Consider the following 18,517-nt stretch of genomic DNA (forward strand, 5'->3'; position numbering starts at 1 on the left):
TTATACTTTTTACGCTAATAGCCCTTTAATAAATGCGATATAAATCAAAAGTCCTCCGATAAATGCTATAGAAACAGTCAGAAGAAGCTCAATAAAAATTTGTTTATATACATTAAAGTTGGTTCTTCGTTTCATACGCTAATATTTTAAACTCCAACGGAGAATAAGCAATAAGCGTACCAAACCAAAATAACACCTTTAAAAACCTAATTACTTTACACTTAGATCACCACCTTCCTTCGCCTCTTCAATTAATGAGTGCGTATCCCATGCACAATCCATTTCTTGATATGGATGCTTCTGTTGCAATAATAATATGTTTTCCAGGTGTTCCGAAAACTTTTTTGTTTCCATTAAAAAATGCGGATCATCCTTTGAATAGCGTTGCTGCAGATTCTTCATAAAACGTTTATCCAAATGCTTAAAAGTTAGTGCAGCACGATAACTCTGATGCTTATTATAGCCCAGCGATGACATGGTGCTGACTCCCATATCAATGGCCGAATCAAAAATAGCTTGGCGATGTCCTTCTACGCCTTTATTTTGTAACACTAGTTCATGTGCAACATCTTCAGCCCGAACAATCAGTTTTAGATGTGGGTAATGCTTCTGAGCCAGCTCTACCAGTTTATCAATCTGATGCCTTTCACTCATTGCAACCACTAATGCTTTGGCCGCTGAAGCGCCTGCCGCATCCAGCATCTCTTTGCGGGTTATGTCGCCGTAGTAAACTTTATATCCAAACTTTTTTAGGTACTGCACATTGTGTGGATTGTTATCGATGATTGTTAACTTAATACTATTGGCATTTAAAAAACGTCCCAACACTTGTCCAAATCGTCCAAAACCTGCAATTATTACGGGGTGACCATTTTCTTCAAAATCATCGTCATCCAATTTTTCCGTCACAGCAAGTCTTGGCTGTATGACGTGCTCATTAATAATAAACAATACGGGCGTTATTAACATGGACAGGGCGACCACAATTAACAAAATACCAGCTGTAAAATCATCGTAAATGGCATTTTGAGCCGCAAAAGTAATCAACACAAACCCAAACTCTCCGGCCTGAGCAAGGCTAAAAGTAAATAGCATATTGTGCGACTTCTCTAATTTAAACAGTTTACCTAATGCATAGAGGACTATAAGTTTGACCCCAACTAAAATGACTAAAATGAGCAAAATCGTCTTCCAGTTTTCAAACAACAAATTAAAATTGATACTGGCACCAACCGAAATAAAAAAGACCCCAAGCAACAACCCTTTGAAAGGCTCCAGGTTATCTTCCAGTTCGTAGCGATATTCACTATTGGCTAAAACAACTCCAGCTAAAAATGTACCTAACGCAGGCGACAAACCAACAAAGTCCATAAAAACAGCTATTCCGATAACCAATAATAATGCTGTTGCTGTAAAAAGTTCACGCAAGCCTGTTTCTGCAATTAATTTAAAAACATAGTGCGCCAGATATCGTCCTCCAACCACAATAACAGCCACTGCTGCCATAATAATTAATAATTGCTGCCACCCTTCACCGGAAGCTCCTTCCTCAACAACCGAAGTATCTGTTACAATTTGGTTAGCCAGCAAAGCCAAAATTGCAAAAATTGGGACCACCGAAATATCCTGCATTAGTAAAACAGAGAAACTATGCCTTCCACCGCGCGTTTTCAACATTCCTTTCTCAGTTAGTGTTTGCAATACAATAGCGGTTGATGAAAGTGCTAAGATTAATCCGGTAGTGATGGCCTGCGCTGTATTCAGCCAGAAGAAAGCTGTTAACCCTGAGAAAATAAGTGCTGTAAACCCAATTTGCATACCTCCCAAGCCAAAAATCAAACGCTTGAGGCGCCATAGCATACTTGGATGCAGCTCTAAACCAACGATAAATAGCATAATAACAACACCAAATTCTGCAATATGCATCACTCCTTCTCCTTCACTTCCTACCAATTCGAGTGCAAAAGGGCCAATAACGATTCCTGCAATAAGATAACCAAGCACAGAACCCAAACCAATCTTTTTAGCAATTGGAACAGAGATAACTGCTGCCAAAAGGTAGATCATTATTTTAAAGAATATTTCGTCCAGATGCATATGCTTGTTATTTTTGAATTATAGTGCTTACAACAACTAACTTCCTAATTAATTATTATTCCGCAAACTCATCATTAATTGCTGATACTCTTTTTTGTAGTTTTCAATTTCATCTTCTGTTAACAAATGAACACCGTGCACCACAAAAGGTGGCAGATAATTCATCTTACACAAATATGCTGACTGCTTAAATGGTAATAAATAATCAGTTATCGGATAACGATTCAACCCACCAGGGGCATAAGTTGATTCCCTTCCACCGGTGGTTATACAATTCATCACTTGTTTTCCTTTTAATGCAAAGGCATCTTTACCATATGCAAAACCATGTTCCAAAACCAGGTCGAACCATTCCTTCAATAAAGCAGGGGAGCTATACCAGTAAAATGGATGATGCCAAATAATTACATCGTGTTTTAGCAGTAATCCCTGTTCGTACTTAACATCAATAAAGAAGTCGGGATATCGCTCATATAAATTATTGACCGTAACATGCTCCATGTCAGCAACAGCTTCAATCAGCTCCTTGTTAACGCGCGATTTCTGTTCCATCGGATGAGCGAAAATTATCAGTATCTTCTTCATTTTGTTAGTTTGGTAGATAAAAATATAAAAAAAGCCCTTTTCAATAATAAAAGGGCTTCGCAATTTTATATGAAACAAGACTTATCCTATCCATTCGCCTTTGAGGGCTTTTTCAAATCGTTTATTAACCACGTTCCAGTTCACTACATTCCAAAATGCATTAATATAGTCACCACGCTTGTTTTGATAATTTAAATAATAAGCATGCTCCCAAACATCTATGGTTAACAATGGAATACCTTTATGATCGGCAATATCCATTAAAGGATTATCCTGATTAGGCGTCGACACAACTTTGAGTTTCCTTTCCGAATCAAGAATTAACCACGCCCAGCCACTGCCAAACTGTGTTTTAGCAGCCTTAAAAAATGTTTCTTTAAATGCATCCAACGATTTAAAATTTTTAATCAAATGACTAAGTAACTTAGCAGAAGGCTCTCCGCCATCCGGACTCATATTTTCCCAGAATAGCATATGATTGTAATAGCCTCCTCCATTATTTCGAACAGCTTCGCCATGCTTAGAAATTTCACTAAAAATGGCAGGCATAGAAGTGGTTTCCAACGAAGTTCCTTCAATTGCAGCTGAAAACTTTTTAAAATAACCCCGATGGTGCTTATCGTAGTGAAGCTCCATTGTTTCGACATCAATGTGTGGCTCTAAAGCATTATAACTATAGGGTAGAGCAGGAAAAAAATGACCACTTATTGGTCCCGTTTTAATTTCACTTTTCACAGCCTCATTATTTTGACTGCTTTTGTTAGAACTGGTGCAGGCAGCTGCTGCTCCTAATCCAACTAAACTAATAAACTGTCTTCTCTTCATTGTGTTAAGTATCCAATATAAAGACTAAACAAGTTGTTTAAGTGATTGTTCAGGTTTCCTATAACTATACAGTAGGTCAACTTATAACAAGCTATTAAACATTCATCAAATATAAATGGGGATTCTTCGAAAAATTGCTTTCTTTAAAGTCAATAACTGAATCAAACCATGAATAAAATTCTGCTTTTTTCATTTTTTTGTCTCTTCAGCCTAATTTGTTCAGCTCAAAAGTCATCGACACAAAAGTATGAGCAACGCGCTGACAAATACTACAAATATTACAATTACGAAAAAGCACGTAAAGACTATATTCGCGTGTGGAGAAAAGACAAAGACAATGTTGGATTGCTTAAAAAGATAGTTGATTGCTACCTGAGCGATAACACCTTGCGTGAAGAAGCTCTTCCATATATTGAAATACTCATCAAACTAAAACCTAACGATTACGAAGCACAACTTAATAAAGTAACGGCCTTATTTCATGCACATCAGTTCAATGAGGCGGAAAGCTTGCTAAATAAGCTAGAACCTTCAATAGCTGGAAATATCGAATTAAGGGAAAAAGCATTACATTTGAAAACCAACATCACAAACGCCAAAAACCTTGTAACAAATCCTTTAGACGTCTCTTTCGTTAATTTAGGAAAAGACATCAATACAGCACGCAACGAAGTCAGTCCCTTTATTACGAATAAAGAAAATACGTTGTTTTACGCATCAGACAAGCGTTACAACAGCTATGCCGGCATTTATTATTACAATATTTGTGTTAGTGAAAAAGAAAAGCTGAATTTCGAAAAAGGAAAAACAATTGGTTCACAACTTAATTCCATTTATGACGAAATGGTAGCCGGCATATCGCCTGATGGTTCTAACTTGTTTGCCTTTCATAACAGAGATGGATCAGAAGCGATGGGCTACTCCATTTACAAAGGAAATTACAGGTTTGAACCCCTTGAGAATTTTGGTCCTCCCCTTGATGCGAAAGGCTCTGAGTATGGTGTTTGGATGACCGAACAGCAAGACACCATCATTTTCTCATCCGAAAATATGAAGGGCAATACCGACTTGTATTATGCGATTAAACTGCCAACAGGCGAATGGGGCAACGCCCGCTTATTGCCAGGAAAAATTAATTCAACAAAGTACAATGAAAACTTTCCGGTTTTGTCCGGTGATGGTAAACGTCTGTATTTCTCCTCTGACAATGAACAATCGATGGGTGGATACGATATATTCTATGCCAATTGGGATGCAAACAAAAAAGCCTGGGGACAGCCTGTAAACATAGGTTATCCTATAAACGACACCTACAATAATTATAATATCTCGTGGGTCGAAAACCGATTTGCCTACATATCGGCTATACGACCTGAGGGATATGGGAAATATGACCTGTACAAAGTAGTTTTTAATCAAACAAATCCGTATAATGCTGTCGTTCGTTGCGATATTCGGCTAAAAAAAGACCGACGTATTCAGATTCCGGATTTTAGCCCACAAATTAGTGTGACTGACACACTTGACAACCTGGTTGGCAGCTATGTGGCCCATACTGATTCAGCTGATTTTGTGATGGCCTTAACAACAGGGCACTATAAAATTAAAATTGAGCACGAATCAATCGAACCACTCAATTACGAATTAATAATACCCGACAATCGCTTCGAATCTGTGGCTGACCGCATTCGACTTATTGTGATGCCACGAAGACCAGAAGTAGCGACCAAATAAGTTCTCATTTTATAGGTATAATAAGGCTTTTAACTATTTTTGCTGCTTAAGACATAAAAAAACTATAATATAATATGAAGCTTCATTTAAAGAACCCAATTGTATTTTTTGATTTAGAAACAACCGGCATCAACATAGCCAAAGACCGCATAGTAGAAATAGCCATATTAAAGATAAATGTTGATGGCTCCGAAGAATCGCATTGCTACAAGGTTAATCCTGAGATGCCCATTCCTAAGGTCACTTCTGAAATACATGGTATATATGATGAAGATGTAAAAGATGCCCCTACTTTTAAAGAGTTGGGCAAAAAGCTGGCAAAAATTATGGAAGGCTGCGACATTGCCGGTTTTAACTCCAACAAATTTGATGTGCCTTTATTAGCCGAGGAATTTATTCGTGCCGAAGTAGATTTCGATATGAAAAAGCGCAAGTTTGTGGACGTGCAAACCATCTTCCACAAAATGGAGAAACGTACTTTGGGAGCAGCCTACAAATTTTATTGCGATAAAGATTTGGAAAATGCGCATTCGGCTCTGGCAGATACCCAAGCCACCTATGAAGTGTTAAAAGCGCAACTTGACCGCTACGAAGAACTGGAAAACGATGTTGAATTCCTAAACGATTTCTCATCTTTCAATAAAAACGCTGATTTTATAGGTCGTATTATTTTTAACGATAAAGGACAAGAAGTCTTTAACTTTGGTAAATACAAAGGCAAAAGCGTGGAAGAAGTGTTGGCTAAAGACCCATCGTACTATGGCTGGATGATGAATGGTGATTTTCCATTGTTTACCAAAAAAGTACTGACAAATATTAAATTGCGTAACTTCAATAAATAAGCAATCATGAAGATTTTATGCATTGGCCGTAATTACGTTAAACACATCGAGGAACTCAATAACCAGGTGCCTACTGAGCCGGTTATTTTTGCTAAACCCGACTCGGCTTTATTACTGAAAAACAAACCATTTTTCATTCCTGATTTTGCTGAAGAGTTTCATCACGAGGTAGAATTGGTGGTGAAGATTAATCGTATTGGTAAAAACATTGCGCCACAATTTGCTCACCGCTATTACGAAGAAGTAGCACTTGGTGTGGATTTCACAGCGCGTGATTTGCAATCGGAGCTTAAAAGCAAAGGTCTGCCCTGGGAAAAAGCTAAAGCCTTTGATGGTTCAGCCGTTCTTTCTAAGTTTGTTAATAAAGAGAAGTTTGGCGACATTCAAAATGTCAACTTTAAAATGGAGAAGAATGGCGAGACTGTGCAGAACGGGAATACTGGTCATATGATTTTTCCGATTGACCGCATTATTTCGCACGTATCGCAATATTTTACATTAAAGATTGGTGATTTGATATACACTGGTACGCCAGCAGGCGTTGGCCCTGTTGCTATCAACGACAGGCTAAAAGGTTATATTGAAGATGAGTTAATGTTTGACTTTTTGGTGAAGTAATTTATTCGATTAACTCATCAACTACTAAACTTTTAAACTCATCACCTCAATAGCTGTTAAACAAATAAACATTCAACTAATACTTATGAAAACTCTAAAACACCTTCTACTAATTGCATTCGCTATTCCGTTTTTCACAAGCTGTGGTTACAACAACATGGTGGATAAAAGCGAAATGGTTGACGCCAGCTGGGCACAGGTTGAAAATGTGTATCAACGTCGTGCTGATTTAATTCCTAATTTAGTTAATACTGTTAAAGGTTATGCCGAGCACGAACAAGAAACATTGACTGGCGTGATTGAAGCCCGCTCAAAAGCAACAAGTGTTAACATTAGTGCCGACAATCTGAACGAAGCCAATCTGGCTCAATTTCAGCAGGCGCAGGCAGGTTTAACATCTGCTCTATCGAAATTAATGGTTGTGATGGAACGCTACCCGGATTTAAAAGCCAACCAAAATTTTATGGATTTACAAGCGCAATTAGAAGGAACGGAAAACCGCATTGCTGTTGAGCGTAAAAAATTCAATGACGCCACACGCGATTACAATTCGTACATCAAAAAGTTCCCGCGTGTTATTTATGCCAGCTGGTTCGACTTTGAGAAGAAACCTTATTTCCAGGCAGAAGCAGGTTCGGAGAAAGCACCTAAAGTGGAATTTTAGAAAACACAAGAGATGAGTAATGAGAATTGAGTAATGAGTTTTTACCTATCTTGTAGTAACGCAGACTACTCACCTCTCTCCTCTCTCCTCTCACTTCTAATTATTGACTATTGTAACTATGGCAAAAGAATTTTTCACGGAAGAAGAGCGTCAACGGATTGTAGGCGCTATCAAAGAAGCTGAGCTCAATACATCGGGTGAGATACGTGTTCACCTCGATAAACATTGCAACGAAGATGTGCTGGACAGTGCAGCTTATTGGTTTGAAAAGCTACAGATGCATAAAACAGAACAGCGCAACGGCGTTTTGTTTTACCTGGCCTATGAAGACCGAAAATTCGCTGTATTAGGCGATGCAGGCATCAACCAAAAGGTTCCTGAAAACTTTTGGGACTCGATTAAAGACCAGATGATGGCACAATTCAAAGAGGGACGATATGCCGATGGACTGGCCAATGGTATTATTGAAAGTGGGAAACAACTAAAACAGCACTTCCCTTATCAATCGGATGATGTTAATGAATTATCGGATGATATTTCGTTTGGCGACAAATAAAAAACACATGAAGAAGACATTATTATTACTATTGACTGTGCTTTGTGCTATTGTGGCCAATGCACAAGATATTCCTGAAAAGCCCAATCCTCCTCGCCTGATGAATGATTTCGCCGGATTGATTTCATCACAGCAGGAACAACAACTGGAACAGGCTCTTTCGCAGTTTGCCCGCGAAACGAGCACGCAAATAGCCATTTTAACGGTTAAAGATTTTGGTGGTACATCGCGCGAAGACTTTGCCTATAAAGTAGGCGAAAAATGGGGCATCGGACAGCAAGGCAAAAACAACGGTATTGTGGTAGTGATTAAACCTCGCATAGGTAACTCACGTGGACAGGCATTTATTGCAACGGGCTATGGTTTAGAAGGAGCTGTGCCCGATGCTGTTGCTAACCGCATTATTGACCACGAGATGATTCCCAGCTTCAAACAGGGCGATTATTTCTCAGGTATAGCGCTAGCTACAAACCGCTTAATGGAACTGACGCGCGGCGAATACACAGCCGACGACTATATGAATGAAACCAAGGGTGGTGGCGGATTTGGCATCTTTGGTATCATCATCTTCTTTGCTATTGTATCTTTTATAATGAGAGGTGCAGGTGGTCACCGACGCTCTAATCTGGGCGGCTCAAGCCTGCCATTCTGGTTATTGATGTCCATGATGGGAAGCCGCAGCAGTGGCTCACATGGTGGTAGCTTTGGTAATTTCTCCAGCGGATCAGGTGGTTTTGGTGGCGGAGGCGGTGGCTTCGGCGGATTTGGTGGTGGCAGCTTTGGCGGCGGCGGTGCCGGCGGAAGTTGGTAGCTTTACAGACGGAAGACCGAAGACAGGAGACGAAAGACTTAACACAAACGGATGACATCTTTATTTGAGTTCAATCAATAAAGATGTCATCCGTTTTTTTTTGCACCGTGCACTGAGCTCCGTACACTAAGCACTGAACACTATATTATTTTATCGGGCTATCGGGCTCCTTAGCCATATGGTTATAACTTAACTTATCCAATAGTTTAGGCAGCCATTTACTTAAGAAAACCGTTAGCTTACCTTCTACAAAAGTGAGGATTAATGTACGCTTGCGTTTAATGATGGCTTTGGCCATGTGGCTGGCCACTTCTTCGGCACTCATCATCTTTTCTTCCTTACGTGGCGTTTCGCCCTGGTTGCTACCATCAGCTTTTAAAGCAGCTTTACGCACATTGGACGCGGTAAAACCGGGAGCAGCAATCAATACATGCAACCCTTTCTTCAGGTTTTCGACGCGGATGGTTTCTAAAAAACCATGCATGGCGAATTTAGAGGCCGAATAACCGGTACGACCAGGTAAACCTATAAATCCGGCAATTGAAGATACGCCTACTACCGAACCTTTGGCTTCTAATAAAGACGGCAACGCATACTTGGTACAATACACCGTTCCCCAAAAGTTAACATCCATCAACTGTTTTAACACGCTTAGCTCCACATCCTGAAAGGCGGCACGCATGGAAATACCGGCATTATTCACCAAAATATCAATTCTTCCGAATGCCCGGAGCGTTTCACTAATCAGATGCTTACAATCGTCTTCTATGCTCACATCAGTCTTAACTGAAATGACATCTGTTCCATTGCTTTTTAACTCTTGTTCAATCTCAACCAGCTTTTCGGCACTGCGAGCCGCCAACACTAACTGGGCACCACGTTGAGCAAACTCACGGGCACAAGCCAGGCCAATCCCGGAAGAGGCACCTGTTATGATGATAACTTTATCCTTCATTCTTAAATTTATTTGCCCGTGAAATTAGCGATTTTAATAGGATATCAAAAGTTGTGAGAAATTCGTTACAGAGATACTACTCATGCAATGTATTTATGAATCTCATTCTTACAACATAAGCACAGAAACACTGAGGTACAGAGTTTTTTTAAAAAAAGGGAACTGATGACACAACTTATTGACCAACCCCTCCATCTGTAGTCGATAAATCAACCTCCACACCTGATAAATCGGCATCTGAGTTCGATAAATTGCCATCTACAGTGACCAAATCGGCATTTGAGATTCCCAAATCAACATTTGTAGTCGATAAATCAAGCTCCACTCCTGATAAATTGGTATCTGAGGTCGATAAATTACCATCTACAGTCACCAAATTGGCATTTGAGATTCCCAAATCAAGCTCCACTCCTGATAAATCGATAGTTGAGGTCGATAAATTGCCATCTACAGTGACCAAATTGGCATTTGAGATTCCCAAATCAACATCAGCAGTCGATAAATCAACCTTCACACTTGGTAAATCGATAGTTGAGGTCGATAAATTGCCATCTATAGTCACCAAATTGGCATTTAGGATTTCTAAATCAACATCTACAGTCGATAAATCAACCACCTACCCCTTCAAATAATAGTTTTCTGTCAACTTACTCCCTTCTTCTAACCAGCTTTTACAACTCATCGCATTGATTCAACAACTCATCGCCTTTAATTATTATGTGCCTGCAATAGCTTGCATTTTTGAATCGTCATTAACAAACCCACTGACGATGAAACTCAGAATTGCAATATCCATATTACTAGCTGTACAGACCATCTCACAGCTCAGTGCCCAATATCAGGTTAACGGCAAGGTGACCGCAAAAGACAGCGCCCCTTTGGTTGGTGTGAACATCACTATCAAAGGTACTTACGATGGTACCATCACCGACACCAATGGTAAATTTACATTGGCACTAGAGGATGAACAGGCAACGCTGCTAATCAGCTATATTGGTTATCAAACGAAAGAAATTGAGGTTAACAAAAAAACACCTCAGCTATCGGTTGTTCTGAAAGAAAGCGTGACCAGCCTGAATGCGGTGACAATAACAGCTGGCACCTTTAGCGCAGGTGACAAAAAGCGTGCTACGGTATTAGAACCATTGGATATTTACACAACTGCCGGGTCATTGGGCGACATAAATGGAGCCCTCAAAACCCTTCCGGGTACTCAACCGGCTTCGGACGATGGCCGCCTGTTAGTGCGCGGTGGCGAAGCAGCCGAAACAAAAGTGCATGTGGATGGCTTATTAGCGGCTAAGCCTTATTACTCAAAAGTGCCTGACTTACCCACTCGAGGGCGTTTTGCTCCCAGTTTGTTTAGCGGTACTGTTTTTAGTACGGGGGGCTATTCGGCAGAATATGGCCAGGCTCTTTCCTCTATCTTAATTCTCGAATCGAACGACATAGCTATTGAAGAAATCACCAGTCTATCGATAATGAGCGTGGGTGGCGAAGCATCCAAAACATGGTGCGCTCCAAATCGCTCCACATCAGCAGGCGTGGCTTACACCAATATGGCTCCTTATTATGGTTTGGCCAACAACCGACTCGACTGGGTTAAACCAACAGAAGCTATGAATTTTAACTTTATGCATCGCCAAAAAGGTAAAAATGGCAGCTTGTTGAAAGTATTTTCAACCTTTGACTATGGCGTACAGGAGTTCAACACCTCACTGGGAAATGCCTTTACTAACATTGATATCGAAGGCGGAAGCGCCTATATCAATATGAATTACTCGCTGCCTGTTCTTCAAAACTCATGCTTAAAAGCCGGACTGGCATCAACCATTGATAATAACCGACAGATAGCTGGTTTTCACCGCACAGTTGACAAAGAGCTGAATATTGAAGGGCGCCTTTCGTTTAATCACCCACTTTCGGATGCTGTTGATGTGAAATTGGGTGTCTCCGATGCCTTCACCCGATACCGTCAGGACTACACACAGCTTAATGCCTCAACTTATAGCAACGCGAGGGTGGACGACCATATTGCAGGTGTATTTATTGAGCCTGAAATACGATTATCAGCCGAGTTGGCAGTCCGTCCTGGTTTGCGCTACGAATACTCGAGCTACCTGAAAGAATCGAGTTGGTCACCTCGTGTTTCAGCAGCCTACAAAACTGGTAAAAACAGTCAGCTGACAGCTGCCTGGGGACATTTCTTTCAAAATCCGGTCATCGACTATCTGAAATACACTTCAAACCTGGAGTTTGAAAAAGCGGTTCATTACCTGCTTGGCTATCAAACCGGCACCTTAAAAAAGCGCCTCTTCCGCGCCGAGGCTTATTACAAGGATTACAAACAACTAATTAGTTATAGTGAGTATAGTAATAACTTCTACAATAACCTGGCGAATGGGGGACACGGTTACGCCAAAGGGATTGATATTTTCTTTCGTGATAAAGAATCCTTTAAATACACGGATTACTGGCTTTCCTACTCTTATATTGATACCAAGCGTCATTACAGAAACTATCCCGATGCGGTAACACCATCCTACATCGCCGAGCACACCTTTTCGGCTGTTGGCAAATATTTTATTGGTACCATCAATACACAGGTGGGAGCTACCTGGGTGATGACTTCGGGTCGCCCCTATCACAAAGAAGGCGACACAAAATACATGAGCCGGAAAGCTCCTTATTACAATGACCTTAGCCTCAACCTTAGTCACTTAACACATATCGGCGACCACTTTACCATTATTCATTTTTCTTTCTCCAATATACTTGGACGGGAACACCTGGTTGGTTACCAGAATATTCCATCGGCCAGTGCTGCCAGTGGTTATATTCAAATGCCCATTCTGCCCGATATCAAGCAGTTTTTATTCCTGGGCCTATTCATCTCAATAAATACGAAATAATACTAACACTTTAAATAAACGATTATGAGAACTATTGTAATTATTCTAAGCCTATGCACAGCACAATTGATGCACGCCAACGATTATCAAAAAGCTATGAAAGAAAACATCGAAAAACTGTTTAAAACCAACAATGTAGAAACTCTTAACACCATAGCTGCCAGTTTTAAACGCATTGCTGCAGTTGAAACAAGCGAATGGTTACCCGGCTATTATGCTGCCTACTCCTATGCCCGTTCAACTCATTTTATCTCTGAAAGTGATTCCATCCATGTTCAGTTGGATAAGGCACAAGCAGAACTAAATGGGTTGCTGGAATCTAATCCTGACGAATCGGAGCTTTACGTCTTGCAAGCTTTCATCTACTCATTGCGTATTACCAACCCTATGAGCGGTTACAAGTATTCAAACCTATCGAATGAGGCTTTGAGCAAGGCCGAACAGCTTGATAGTAACAATCCGCGTGTATACTATTGCCGCGGCAATAACATTTACCACACACCTAAAATGTTTGGTGGTGGCCAACAAAAAGCCTTGCCCTTATTCGAAAAGGCCGCTGAATTATTCACGAATAATAAAAATGATAATCCATTATGGCCAAGCTGGGGAAGCTACCACAATAATCAAATGCTGGCCAAATGCAAAGAGACAAAGTAAGAACATCATACTCAGCAGGCGACATTTTCAATGGCTATAGTCGCCAGCTGAGGCTAACTTAGGTGAGCGGTCTTCTGTCTTCTGTCTTCTGTCTTCCGTCTACTATTTACAATAATCATCCAACAATTACTATCTTAGAACTGAAAAACCTCAAACATGAGCATTTATAAAGACATCAACGGTCACAAACACAGTAAGCGCACCATTTTCTTTACATTTCTTTGGTTTGGATTAAGCTCCATTTTGATTGGAGTAATATTTATGGGCTTAGCTTGCCCCTCCTGCCTGTTAAGGCCAAAAGCGTTGTTCTACAACGGTGGATACAGCCTGTTACTTGGTTATAGCTTGTTTAGTTTTGGCTTCGTGTTCAATTGGTTGGAAAGCAAATATGTCGACTGGATTAAGTTTCCTGTTAAAAGCCTATTAATTGTTCTGCTTTCATCCACAGTGTACTGTACAATTGCCATCATTGGTGTTAATTGGTTCTGGCATATTATTGTGCGCGATATTCCTTCCGATCGTTTCTGGGAGTATTTTGGAGCAACCATGTGGATTGAGTTTGGTATCTTCTACTTTATTGCCTTATGGTTTTATGCCCGCTCATTTTTCATGGCCTGGCGCCAGGAAGTGGAAGACCGCGAAAAGCTAAAACGACAGGCTTTGCAATTACAGTACGAATCACTTAAAACTCAAGTGAACCCCCATTTTTTATTCAACAGCCTCAACGCCCTGACAACTTTAATCGAGATGGATGTTGCATCTGCTAAAACCTTCACCAATGAATTATCTGGTTTTTACCGTGATATTCTACAATTGAAGAACAAAGAAATCATCCCTTTAAAGGAGGAAATCAACATTGTTAAACGCTACATATATCTTCAAAAAATACGATTTGGCGACAGCTTCTCCTACCAGCTACCTGAAGACAGAGAGTCCGACCAAATGGTTCTCCCCTTATCGTTGCAAATGCTTTGCGAAAATGTGTTTAAACACAATGTCATTTCAAGCAGTAAAAAACTTCACCTATCCATTGAGATATTAGAAAATGAAGTTCTGATGACTAATACGTATTATCCAAAAGTAAACAGTTCAGATTCGGGCATGGGATTAAAAAACCTAAATGAACGCATAAAATACCTGACCAACAAAGAATTGACAATCATTCAATCTGACAAGCTATTCTCCATTCACCTACCCTTAATATCGTTGTAACATGCGCCTATTAGTAATAGAAGACGAACACTTGGCAGCCAAACGCTTAATTCAGATGGTGAGCCACCTGTATCCAGAGACCAAGGTATGCGCCGTTTGCGATAGTGTTGAACAAGCTGTAGAATGGATTAAGACCAATCCGGAACCCGACTTTGCTTTTTTCGATATTCAACTGGGCGATGGCATCAGCTTCGAAATATTTGAGCAGTGTACAGTTAATTTCCCCATCATTTTCACCACCGCTTACGACCAATATGCCATTCAGGCTTTTAAAGTGAATAGCCTCGACTATCTGCTTAAGCCCATCGATGAGCAAGAACTTAAACGAGCGGTTGATAAGTTCATCAATCAGCAGCAAGCCGATTTATCGAGCATTAACAAAGCCATTGAGCAAGCCAAAGAATTGCTGCAACAACAAAATTATAAGAATCGCTTTTTAATAAAGGTGGGCGAACATCTGCGGATGATTGAAACCACAGATATCAGCTTTTTCTACAGTGAAGATAAATCAACCTTTATCAGAACCACGAGCGGCAGCAGTTATGCATTGGACCAAAGCCTGGAACACTACGAAATACAGGTGAATCCTGCCGATTTTTACCGTATCAGCCGCAAGTATATTATCAAACTATCGGCCATCACAGACATGATAAGCTACAGTAATTCACGCCTGAAGCTTAAGCTGAACGGTATGGATAATAACGATGAAATAATTGTGAGTCGTGAGCGGGTTAAAAGCTTTAAAACATGGTTAGAAGGCGAACTATAAAAAGGAAGGGGAACCAATGTTCCCCTTTTAACCCTTAAAAAACTAACCCTAAAAACAAGTGGTAAACCAACTTGTTTGCTTTAAATATTGTATAATAATTTTTCCCCTTATTATTAAGACAAATATAAGTATTTGTTTGAAATATAATCAGTCGAATTTGTTTTATTTAGTAACCTTATTCTGTCTGAACCATTCAAATAGACAAACGGCGGCAGCATGCGACACATTCATTGATTTAATGGCGCCCGGCATGGGAATATAAACAGCTGCGTCACATTTACCAAGTACCTCCTGTGACACACCATATTTCTCATTGCCTAAAACAATAGCCAGTTTATGAGGCAACACACATTCATAAATACCTTTAGCGCCTTCGACTGTTTCTAAAGCCACCAATTGAAAACCTTCTGGTATGGTAAATGAATCAGCTGATTGCCACTCCACCTTCACATGACCAATAGCCGCACCGGCTGTTTTCTTTACTTTGCTTTCTCGACAAGCTTCACTGCCCAACACAATTACTTTCGAGGCATTAACGTTGGCTGCAAGTCGAATAATACTACCAATATTTTCAGGCGTTGAAAAGTTATCAGTGATGATAATAACATCACTTCCTTCCTGCGAGCGGCTTTTATTGGCTTCGTTAAAAAAGTATTTTGAATGTGTTTCCGGCATTTATTTAGCACGTTTTAAGCCCATCTCCTCACCTTTTTTCAACATCAACTCAAAGGCCTCGTCGTAATTATTACCAATTTCTCCCTCCAGAATCGCTTCTTTAATAATAGCTTTGAGGTCGCCTATTTCCTTACATGGCTGAAGATTGAAAGTCTTCATAATCACCTCGCCGGTTACAGGAGGTTGAAAATTACGAATATGATCCTTCTCCTCTATTTCTTTCAACTTTTGACGAACCACCTTAAAATTGCGCATGTAACGTTTCACCTTGGCTTCATTCTTCGAGGTGATATCCGCTTCGCACAAAGTCATCAAATCATCAATGTCATCGCCTGCTTCGAACAATAAACGGCGCACAGCCGAATCACTCACCACATCTTCGCTTAATACAATGGGTCGCATGTGCAGGCCAACCATCTTCTGAACGTATTTCATCTTTTCGTTGAGAGGTAATTTCATTCGCCCAAAAATCTTTGGTATCATCTTCTGACCAATGAAATTATGGTTGTGAAAGGTCCATCCCAGCTTTTTATCGTAACGTTTGGTGCGTGGTTTGGCAATATCGTGCAAAATAGCCGACCAGCGTAACCACAGGTTATCAGTATTAGGTACGATGCGATCCAACACTTCCAGTGTATGATAGAAATTATCTTTATGCGCTCTCCCATCCACCTTCTCCACGCCTTTCATGGCCTGAAACTCCGGAAAAATGATTTGCAACAAACCGGTCAACTCCAACAGCTTAAAACCAATAGAAGGACGCTCTGCCATCACAATTTTATTGAGTTCATCGGCAATGCGCTCGCCCGATACAATTTCGATACGGTCTTTTTGAGCCTTAATGCCCTCAAACGTCTTTTCTTCTATGCGGAAATTCAATTGCGTGGCAAAACGGATAGCACGCATCATGCGCAAGGGGTCATCGGAGAAAGTGATGCCTGGCTCCAAGGGAGTACGAATAATTCCTTTTTCCATATCCTCCATGCCATTAAACGGATCGACCAACTCACCATAGTTGTCTTTACTCAAACTTAAAGCCAAGGCATTAATCGTGAAATCCCTTCTGTTTTGGTCATCTTCCAGCGTCCCGTCTTCCACAATAGGTTTGCGCGAATTACGCTGATACGATTCTTTACGTGCGCCTACAAACTCAACTTCCAAATCGCGGTAACGCAACATGGCAGTTCCAAAGTTTTTAAACACATTTAATCGCAAGCCACCTAATCGTTTAGCTACCTGCTCTGCTAACTCAATGCCACTACCCAACACCACCACATCAATATCCTTCGATGGACGATTCAGGTACAAATCACGAACAAAACCACCAATGACAAATGCTGGCTTGTTCATCTCATCACATATATCTCGAATTGTATGAAAAACAGGGTGCTTCAGACTTTTTTCCACCCTCTGTTGTGCTTCTTGTATCATATTGCTGACAAAATTACAATAATATTATGGCATTTTGACCATTTTTGGCATATATAGCTTTTGGCACAGTTGTTGAAATATCGACACATATACATTTCTAGATATTTGGAAATATTTTATTACATTTGCAGTATTCACAATAAAAAAATAGAAATCATGGTACAACATTTAACCAACGAAACATTTAAAGAAAAAGTTTTTAATTACGCTGATAGTAAGGAATGGAAATTTGAAGGCAATAAGCCAGCCATTATTGATTTTTACGCTGACTGGTGTGGTCCTTGTAAAATGGTGGCCCCAATATTAGAAGAATTAGCAACAGAGTTTGATGGTAAAATCGACATCTATAAAGTCGACACTGAAGCAGAACGTGAGCTAGCGGGAGCATTTGGTATTCAAAGCATTCCGTCAATCCTTTTCATTCCGCAAGATGGTCAGCCTCAGATGGCACAAGGTGCTTTACCAAAAGATACGTTTATCCGTGCCTTTAAAGATGTATTGAAGGTTGAAAAGTAAACGCTTCGTTTGAACTTCACTAAAATTCAGCTTTAAACTGTTAAAGCCGTGTTAAATCGTTTAAAGAAGTAAACTATTGAGCTAAAAACAGAGTTTAATTGAAACAAAGTAATGATTAGAGATATGAAGAAGATATTATTTGTATTGGGTGGCTTAGTCCTGTTAATTGGAAGTGGTTTTCAACTTTACAATTCAGCGACTGATGACGCCAAACATAGTGAAGGTGAAAACTCTGTTATTTATCTTGACGCAGCCAGTTTTAAAGAAAAAGTATTCAACTACGAGACCAATAAGGAATGGAAATACGAAGGTGAAGTGCCGGCTATTTTAGATTTCTATGCCGACTGGTGTGGACCGTGTAAAATGCTATCACCTGTGTTAGATAAAATTCAGAAAGAATACGATGGTAAGGTGCAGATTTATAAAATCAATACCGACAAGCAGAAAGAATTAGCAGCCACATTTGGCATCCGAAGTCTGCCAACCATTGTTTTTGTTCCTTTGAATGGTGAACCACAAGCGGCGATGGGCTATCGCTCGAAAAATGATTTAGAAACAATGATTACCGAAATATTACAAGTCGAGAAGTAACACTTGAGATTAGATTATGATTTGAAAGCCGAAGAACATTTCTTCGGCTTTTCTTTGTTTAAAAGGT

The 18,517-nt window shown here is 40.1% G+C and carries 20 protein-coding genes; 12 read left to right on the top strand and 8 right to left on the bottom strand.

Annotated features, from left to right (window positions below; genetic code table 11):
* Positions 1-9: 9 nt before the first annotated feature.
* From J1N10_RS12290 to J1N10_RS12305, 4 genes are all read right to left on the bottom strand, one after another.
* Positions 10-135, bottom strand: coding sequence for a hypothetical protein (locus J1N10_RS12290; protein WP_262327008.1), 126 nt, complete (start codon positions 133-135; stop codon positions 10-12).
* A gap of 75 nt (positions 136-210) precedes the next feature.
* Positions 211-2,067, bottom strand: coding sequence for a monovalent cation:proton antiporter-2 (CPA2) family protein (locus tag J1N10_RS12295; protein ID WP_262327009.1), 1,857 nt, complete (start codon positions 2,065-2,067; stop codon positions 211-213).
* A 78-nt stretch (positions 2,068-2,145) separates the two neighbouring features.
* Positions 2,146-2,682 (bottom strand): glutathione-regulated potassium-efflux system oxidoreductase KefF, encoded by a 537-nt coding sequence (gene kefF, locus J1N10_RS12300; protein ID WP_262327010.1) that lies wholly within the window; start codon positions 2,680-2,682, stop codon positions 2,146-2,148.
* An 81-nt stretch (positions 2,683-2,763) separates the two neighbouring features.
* On the bottom strand, positions 2,764-3,507 hold the full coding sequence (locus tag J1N10_RS12305; RefSeq protein WP_316044931.1) for a superoxide dismutase: 744 nt from the start codon (positions 3,505-3,507) through the stop codon (positions 2,764-2,766).
* A gap of 168 nt (positions 3,508-3,675) precedes the next feature.
* On the opposite strand from J1N10_RS12305, the gene J1N10_RS12310 reads away from it, so the two are divergent.
* The 6 genes from J1N10_RS12310 (at position 3,676) to J1N10_RS12335 (ending at position 8,732) form a co-directional block, all read left to right on the top strand.
* Positions 3,676-5,241 (top strand): hypothetical protein, encoded by a 1,566-nt coding sequence (locus J1N10_RS12310; RefSeq protein WP_262327011.1) that lies wholly within the window; start codon positions 3,676-3,678, stop codon positions 5,239-5,241.
* Between the two features lie 74 nt (positions 5,242-5,315).
* Positions 5,316-6,083 carry a 3'-5' exonuclease gene (locus tag J1N10_RS12315; protein WP_262327012.1) on the top strand — a complete coding sequence of 256 codons (768 nt, stop codon included), beginning with the start codon at positions 5,316-5,318 and terminating at the stop codon, positions 6,081-6,083.
* 6 nt (positions 6,084-6,089) lie between these two features.
* Positions 6,090-6,701 (top strand): fumarylacetoacetate hydrolase family protein, encoded by a 612-nt coding sequence (locus J1N10_RS12320; RefSeq protein WP_262327013.1) that lies wholly within the window; start codon positions 6,090-6,092, stop codon positions 6,699-6,701.
* Positions 6,702-6,786: 85 nt separating this feature from the next.
* Positions 6,787-7,365, top strand: coding sequence for a LemA family protein (locus J1N10_RS12325; protein WP_262327014.1), 579 nt, complete (start codon positions 6,787-6,789; stop codon positions 7,363-7,365).
* Positions 7,366-7,483: 118 nt separating this feature from the next.
* Positions 7,484-7,921, top strand: coding sequence for a TPM domain-containing protein (locus J1N10_RS12330; protein ID WP_262327015.1), 438 nt, complete (start codon positions 7,484-7,486; stop codon positions 7,919-7,921).
* A 7-nt stretch (positions 7,922-7,928) separates the two neighbouring features.
* Positions 7,929-8,732, top strand: coding sequence for a TPM domain-containing protein (locus tag J1N10_RS12335; RefSeq protein WP_262327016.1), 804 nt, complete (start codon positions 7,929-7,931; stop codon positions 8,730-8,732).
* Between the two features lie 145 nt (positions 8,733-8,877).
* Here the strand turns inward: J1N10_RS12335 and J1N10_RS12340 are convergent, their stop codons facing one another.
* Together J1N10_RS12340 and J1N10_RS12345 are read right to left on the bottom strand one after the other, a co-directional pair.
* The gene (locus J1N10_RS12340; RefSeq protein WP_262327017.1) at positions 8,878-9,687 is read right to left on the bottom strand and encodes an SDR family oxidoreductase; all 810 of its coding nucleotides are present in this window, start codon (positions 9,685-9,687) and stop codon (positions 8,878-8,880) included.
* Between the two features lie 175 nt (positions 9,688-9,862).
* On the bottom strand, positions 9,863-10,303 hold the full coding sequence (locus tag J1N10_RS12345; protein ID WP_262327018.1) for a hypothetical protein: 441 nt from the start codon (positions 10,301-10,303) through the stop codon (positions 9,863-9,865).
* A gap of 154 nt (positions 10,304-10,457) precedes the next feature.
* Between J1N10_RS12345 and J1N10_RS12350 the strand changes: the two genes are divergently transcribed.
* The 4 genes from J1N10_RS12350 to J1N10_RS12365 all read left to right on the top strand — a co-directional run bounded on the left by J1N10_RS12350 (position 10,458) and on the right by J1N10_RS12365 (position 15,237).
* The gene (locus J1N10_RS12350) at positions 10,458-12,599 is read left to right on the top strand and encodes a TonB-dependent receptor plug domain-containing protein (protein WP_262327019.1); all 2,142 of its coding nucleotides are present in this window, start codon (positions 10,458-10,460) and stop codon (positions 12,597-12,599) included.
* Between the two features lie 24 nt (positions 12,600-12,623).
* Complete coding sequence (locus J1N10_RS12355; protein ID WP_262327020.1) at positions 12,624-13,256, top strand: tetratricopeptide repeat protein; 633 nt, start codon at positions 12,624-12,626, stop codon at positions 13,254-13,256.
* Positions 13,257-13,412: 156 nt separating this feature from the next.
* Positions 13,413-14,468 (top strand): sensor histidine kinase, encoded by a 1,056-nt coding sequence (locus J1N10_RS12360; RefSeq protein ID WP_262327021.1) that lies wholly within the window; start codon positions 13,413-13,415, stop codon positions 14,466-14,468.
* Between the two features lies 1 nt (position 14,469).
* Positions 14,470-15,237, top strand: coding sequence for a LytR/AlgR family response regulator transcription factor (locus J1N10_RS12365; RefSeq protein ID WP_262327022.1), 768 nt, complete (start codon positions 14,470-14,472; stop codon positions 15,235-15,237).
* A gap of 162 nt (positions 15,238-15,399) precedes the next feature.
* Here J1N10_RS12365 and J1N10_RS12370 read toward each other — a convergent pair whose 3' ends face one another.
* Both J1N10_RS12370 and J1N10_RS12375 read right to left on the bottom strand, forming a co-directional pair.
* Positions 15,400-15,912, bottom strand: a complete 513-nt coding sequence (locus J1N10_RS12370; RefSeq protein ID WP_262327023.1) for a TrmH family RNA methyltransferase — start codon at positions 15,910-15,912, stop codon at positions 15,400-15,402.
* Positions 15,913-17,343, bottom strand: a complete 1,431-nt coding sequence (locus J1N10_RS12375; RefSeq protein WP_262327024.1) for a CCA tRNA nucleotidyltransferase — start codon at positions 17,341-17,343, stop codon at positions 15,913-15,915.
* Positions 17,344-17,499: 156 nt separating this feature from the next.
* Here J1N10_RS12375 and trxA (J1N10_RS12380) point away from each other — a divergent pair, with 156 nt between their 5' ends.
* Both trxA (J1N10_RS12380) and trxA (J1N10_RS12385) read left to right on the top strand, forming a co-directional pair.
* A complete protein-coding gene (trxA, locus tag J1N10_RS12380; RefSeq protein ID WP_262327025.1) occupies positions 17,500-17,859 on the top strand; it encodes a thioredoxin in 360 nt (119 codons plus the stop codon).
* Between the two features lie 123 nt (positions 17,860-17,982).
* Positions 17,983-18,450 carry a thioredoxin gene (gene trxA, locus J1N10_RS12385; protein WP_262327026.1) on the top strand — a complete coding sequence of 156 codons (468 nt, stop codon included), beginning with the start codon at positions 17,983-17,985 and terminating at the stop codon, positions 18,448-18,450.
* Positions 18,451-18,517 lie beyond the last annotated feature (67 nt).

The organism is Carboxylicivirga litoralis, from assembly GCF_025499605.1.
GTDB classification, from domain to species: domain Bacteria; phylum Bacteroidota; class Bacteroidia; order Bacteroidales; family Marinilabiliaceae; genus Carboxylicivirga; species Carboxylicivirga litoralis.

Bases quoted from the DNA above. Each gene is read 5' to 3' on its own strand.
- J1N10_RS12360 (WP_262327021.1), top strand. From the start codon at position 13,413: ATGAGCATTTATAAAGACATCAACGGTCACAAACACAGTAAGCGCACC.
- J1N10_RS12350 (WP_262327019.1), top strand. From the start codon at position 10,458: ATGAAACTCAGAATTGCAATATCCATATTACTAGCTGTACAGACCATC.
- J1N10_RS12315 (WP_262327012.1), top strand. From the start codon at position 5,316: ATGAAGCTTCATTTAAAGAACCCAATTGTATTTTTTGATTTAGAAACA.
- kefF (WP_262327010.1), bottom strand. From the start codon at position 2,682: ATGAAGAAGATACTGATAATTTTCGCTCATCCGATGGAACAGAAATCG.
- J1N10_RS12310 (WP_262327011.1), top strand. From the start codon at position 3,676: ATGAATAAAATTCTGCTTTTTTCATTTTTTTGTCTCTTCAGCCTAATT.
- J1N10_RS12340 (WP_262327017.1), bottom strand. From the start codon at position 9,687: ATGAAGGATAAAGTTATCATCATAACAGGTGCCTCTTCCGGGATTGGC.
- J1N10_RS12355 (WP_262327020.1), top strand. From the start codon at position 12,624: ATGAGAACTATTGTAATTATTCTAAGCCTATGCACAGCACAATTGATG.
- J1N10_RS12370 (WP_262327023.1), bottom strand. From the start codon at position 15,912: ATGCCGGAAACACATTCAAAATACTTTTTTAACGAAGCCAATAAAAGC.
- J1N10_RS12325 (WP_262327014.1), top strand. From the start codon at position 6,787: ATGAAAACTCTAAAACACCTTCTACTAATTGCATTCGCTATTCCGTTT.
- trxA (WP_262327026.1), top strand. From the start codon at position 17,983: ATGAAGAAGATATTATTTGTATTGGGTGGCTTAGTCCTGTTAATTGGA.
- J1N10_RS12330 (WP_262327015.1), top strand. From the start codon at position 7,484: ATGGCAAAAGAATTTTTCACGGAAGAAGAGCGTCAACGGATTGTAGGC.
- J1N10_RS12375 (WP_262327024.1), bottom strand. From the start codon at position 17,343: ATGATACAAGAAGCACAACAGAGGGTGGAAAAAAGTCTGAAGCACCCT.
- J1N10_RS12295 (WP_262327009.1), bottom strand. From the start codon at position 2,067: ATGATCTACCTTTTGGCAGCAGTTATCTCTGTTCCAATTGCTAAAAAG.
- J1N10_RS12320 (WP_262327013.1), top strand. From the start codon at position 6,090: ATGAAGATTTTATGCATTGGCCGTAATTACGTTAAACACATCGAGGAA.
- J1N10_RS12290 (WP_262327008.1), bottom strand. From the start codon at position 135: ATGAAACGAAGAACCAACTTTAATGTATATAAACAAATTTTTATTGAG.
- trxA (WP_262327025.1), top strand. From the start codon at position 17,500: ATGGTACAACATTTAACCAACGAAACATTTAAAGAAAAAGTTTTTAAT.
- J1N10_RS12335 (WP_262327016.1), top strand. From the start codon at position 7,929: ATGAAGAAGACATTATTATTACTATTGACTGTGCTTTGTGCTATTGTG.
- J1N10_RS12365 (WP_262327022.1), top strand. From the start codon at position 14,470: ATGCGCCTATTAGTAATAGAAGACGAACACTTGGCAGCCAAACGCTTA.
- J1N10_RS12305 (WP_316044931.1), bottom strand. From the start codon at position 3,507: ATGAAGAGAAGACAGTTTATTAGTTTAGTTGGATTAGGAGCAGCAGCT.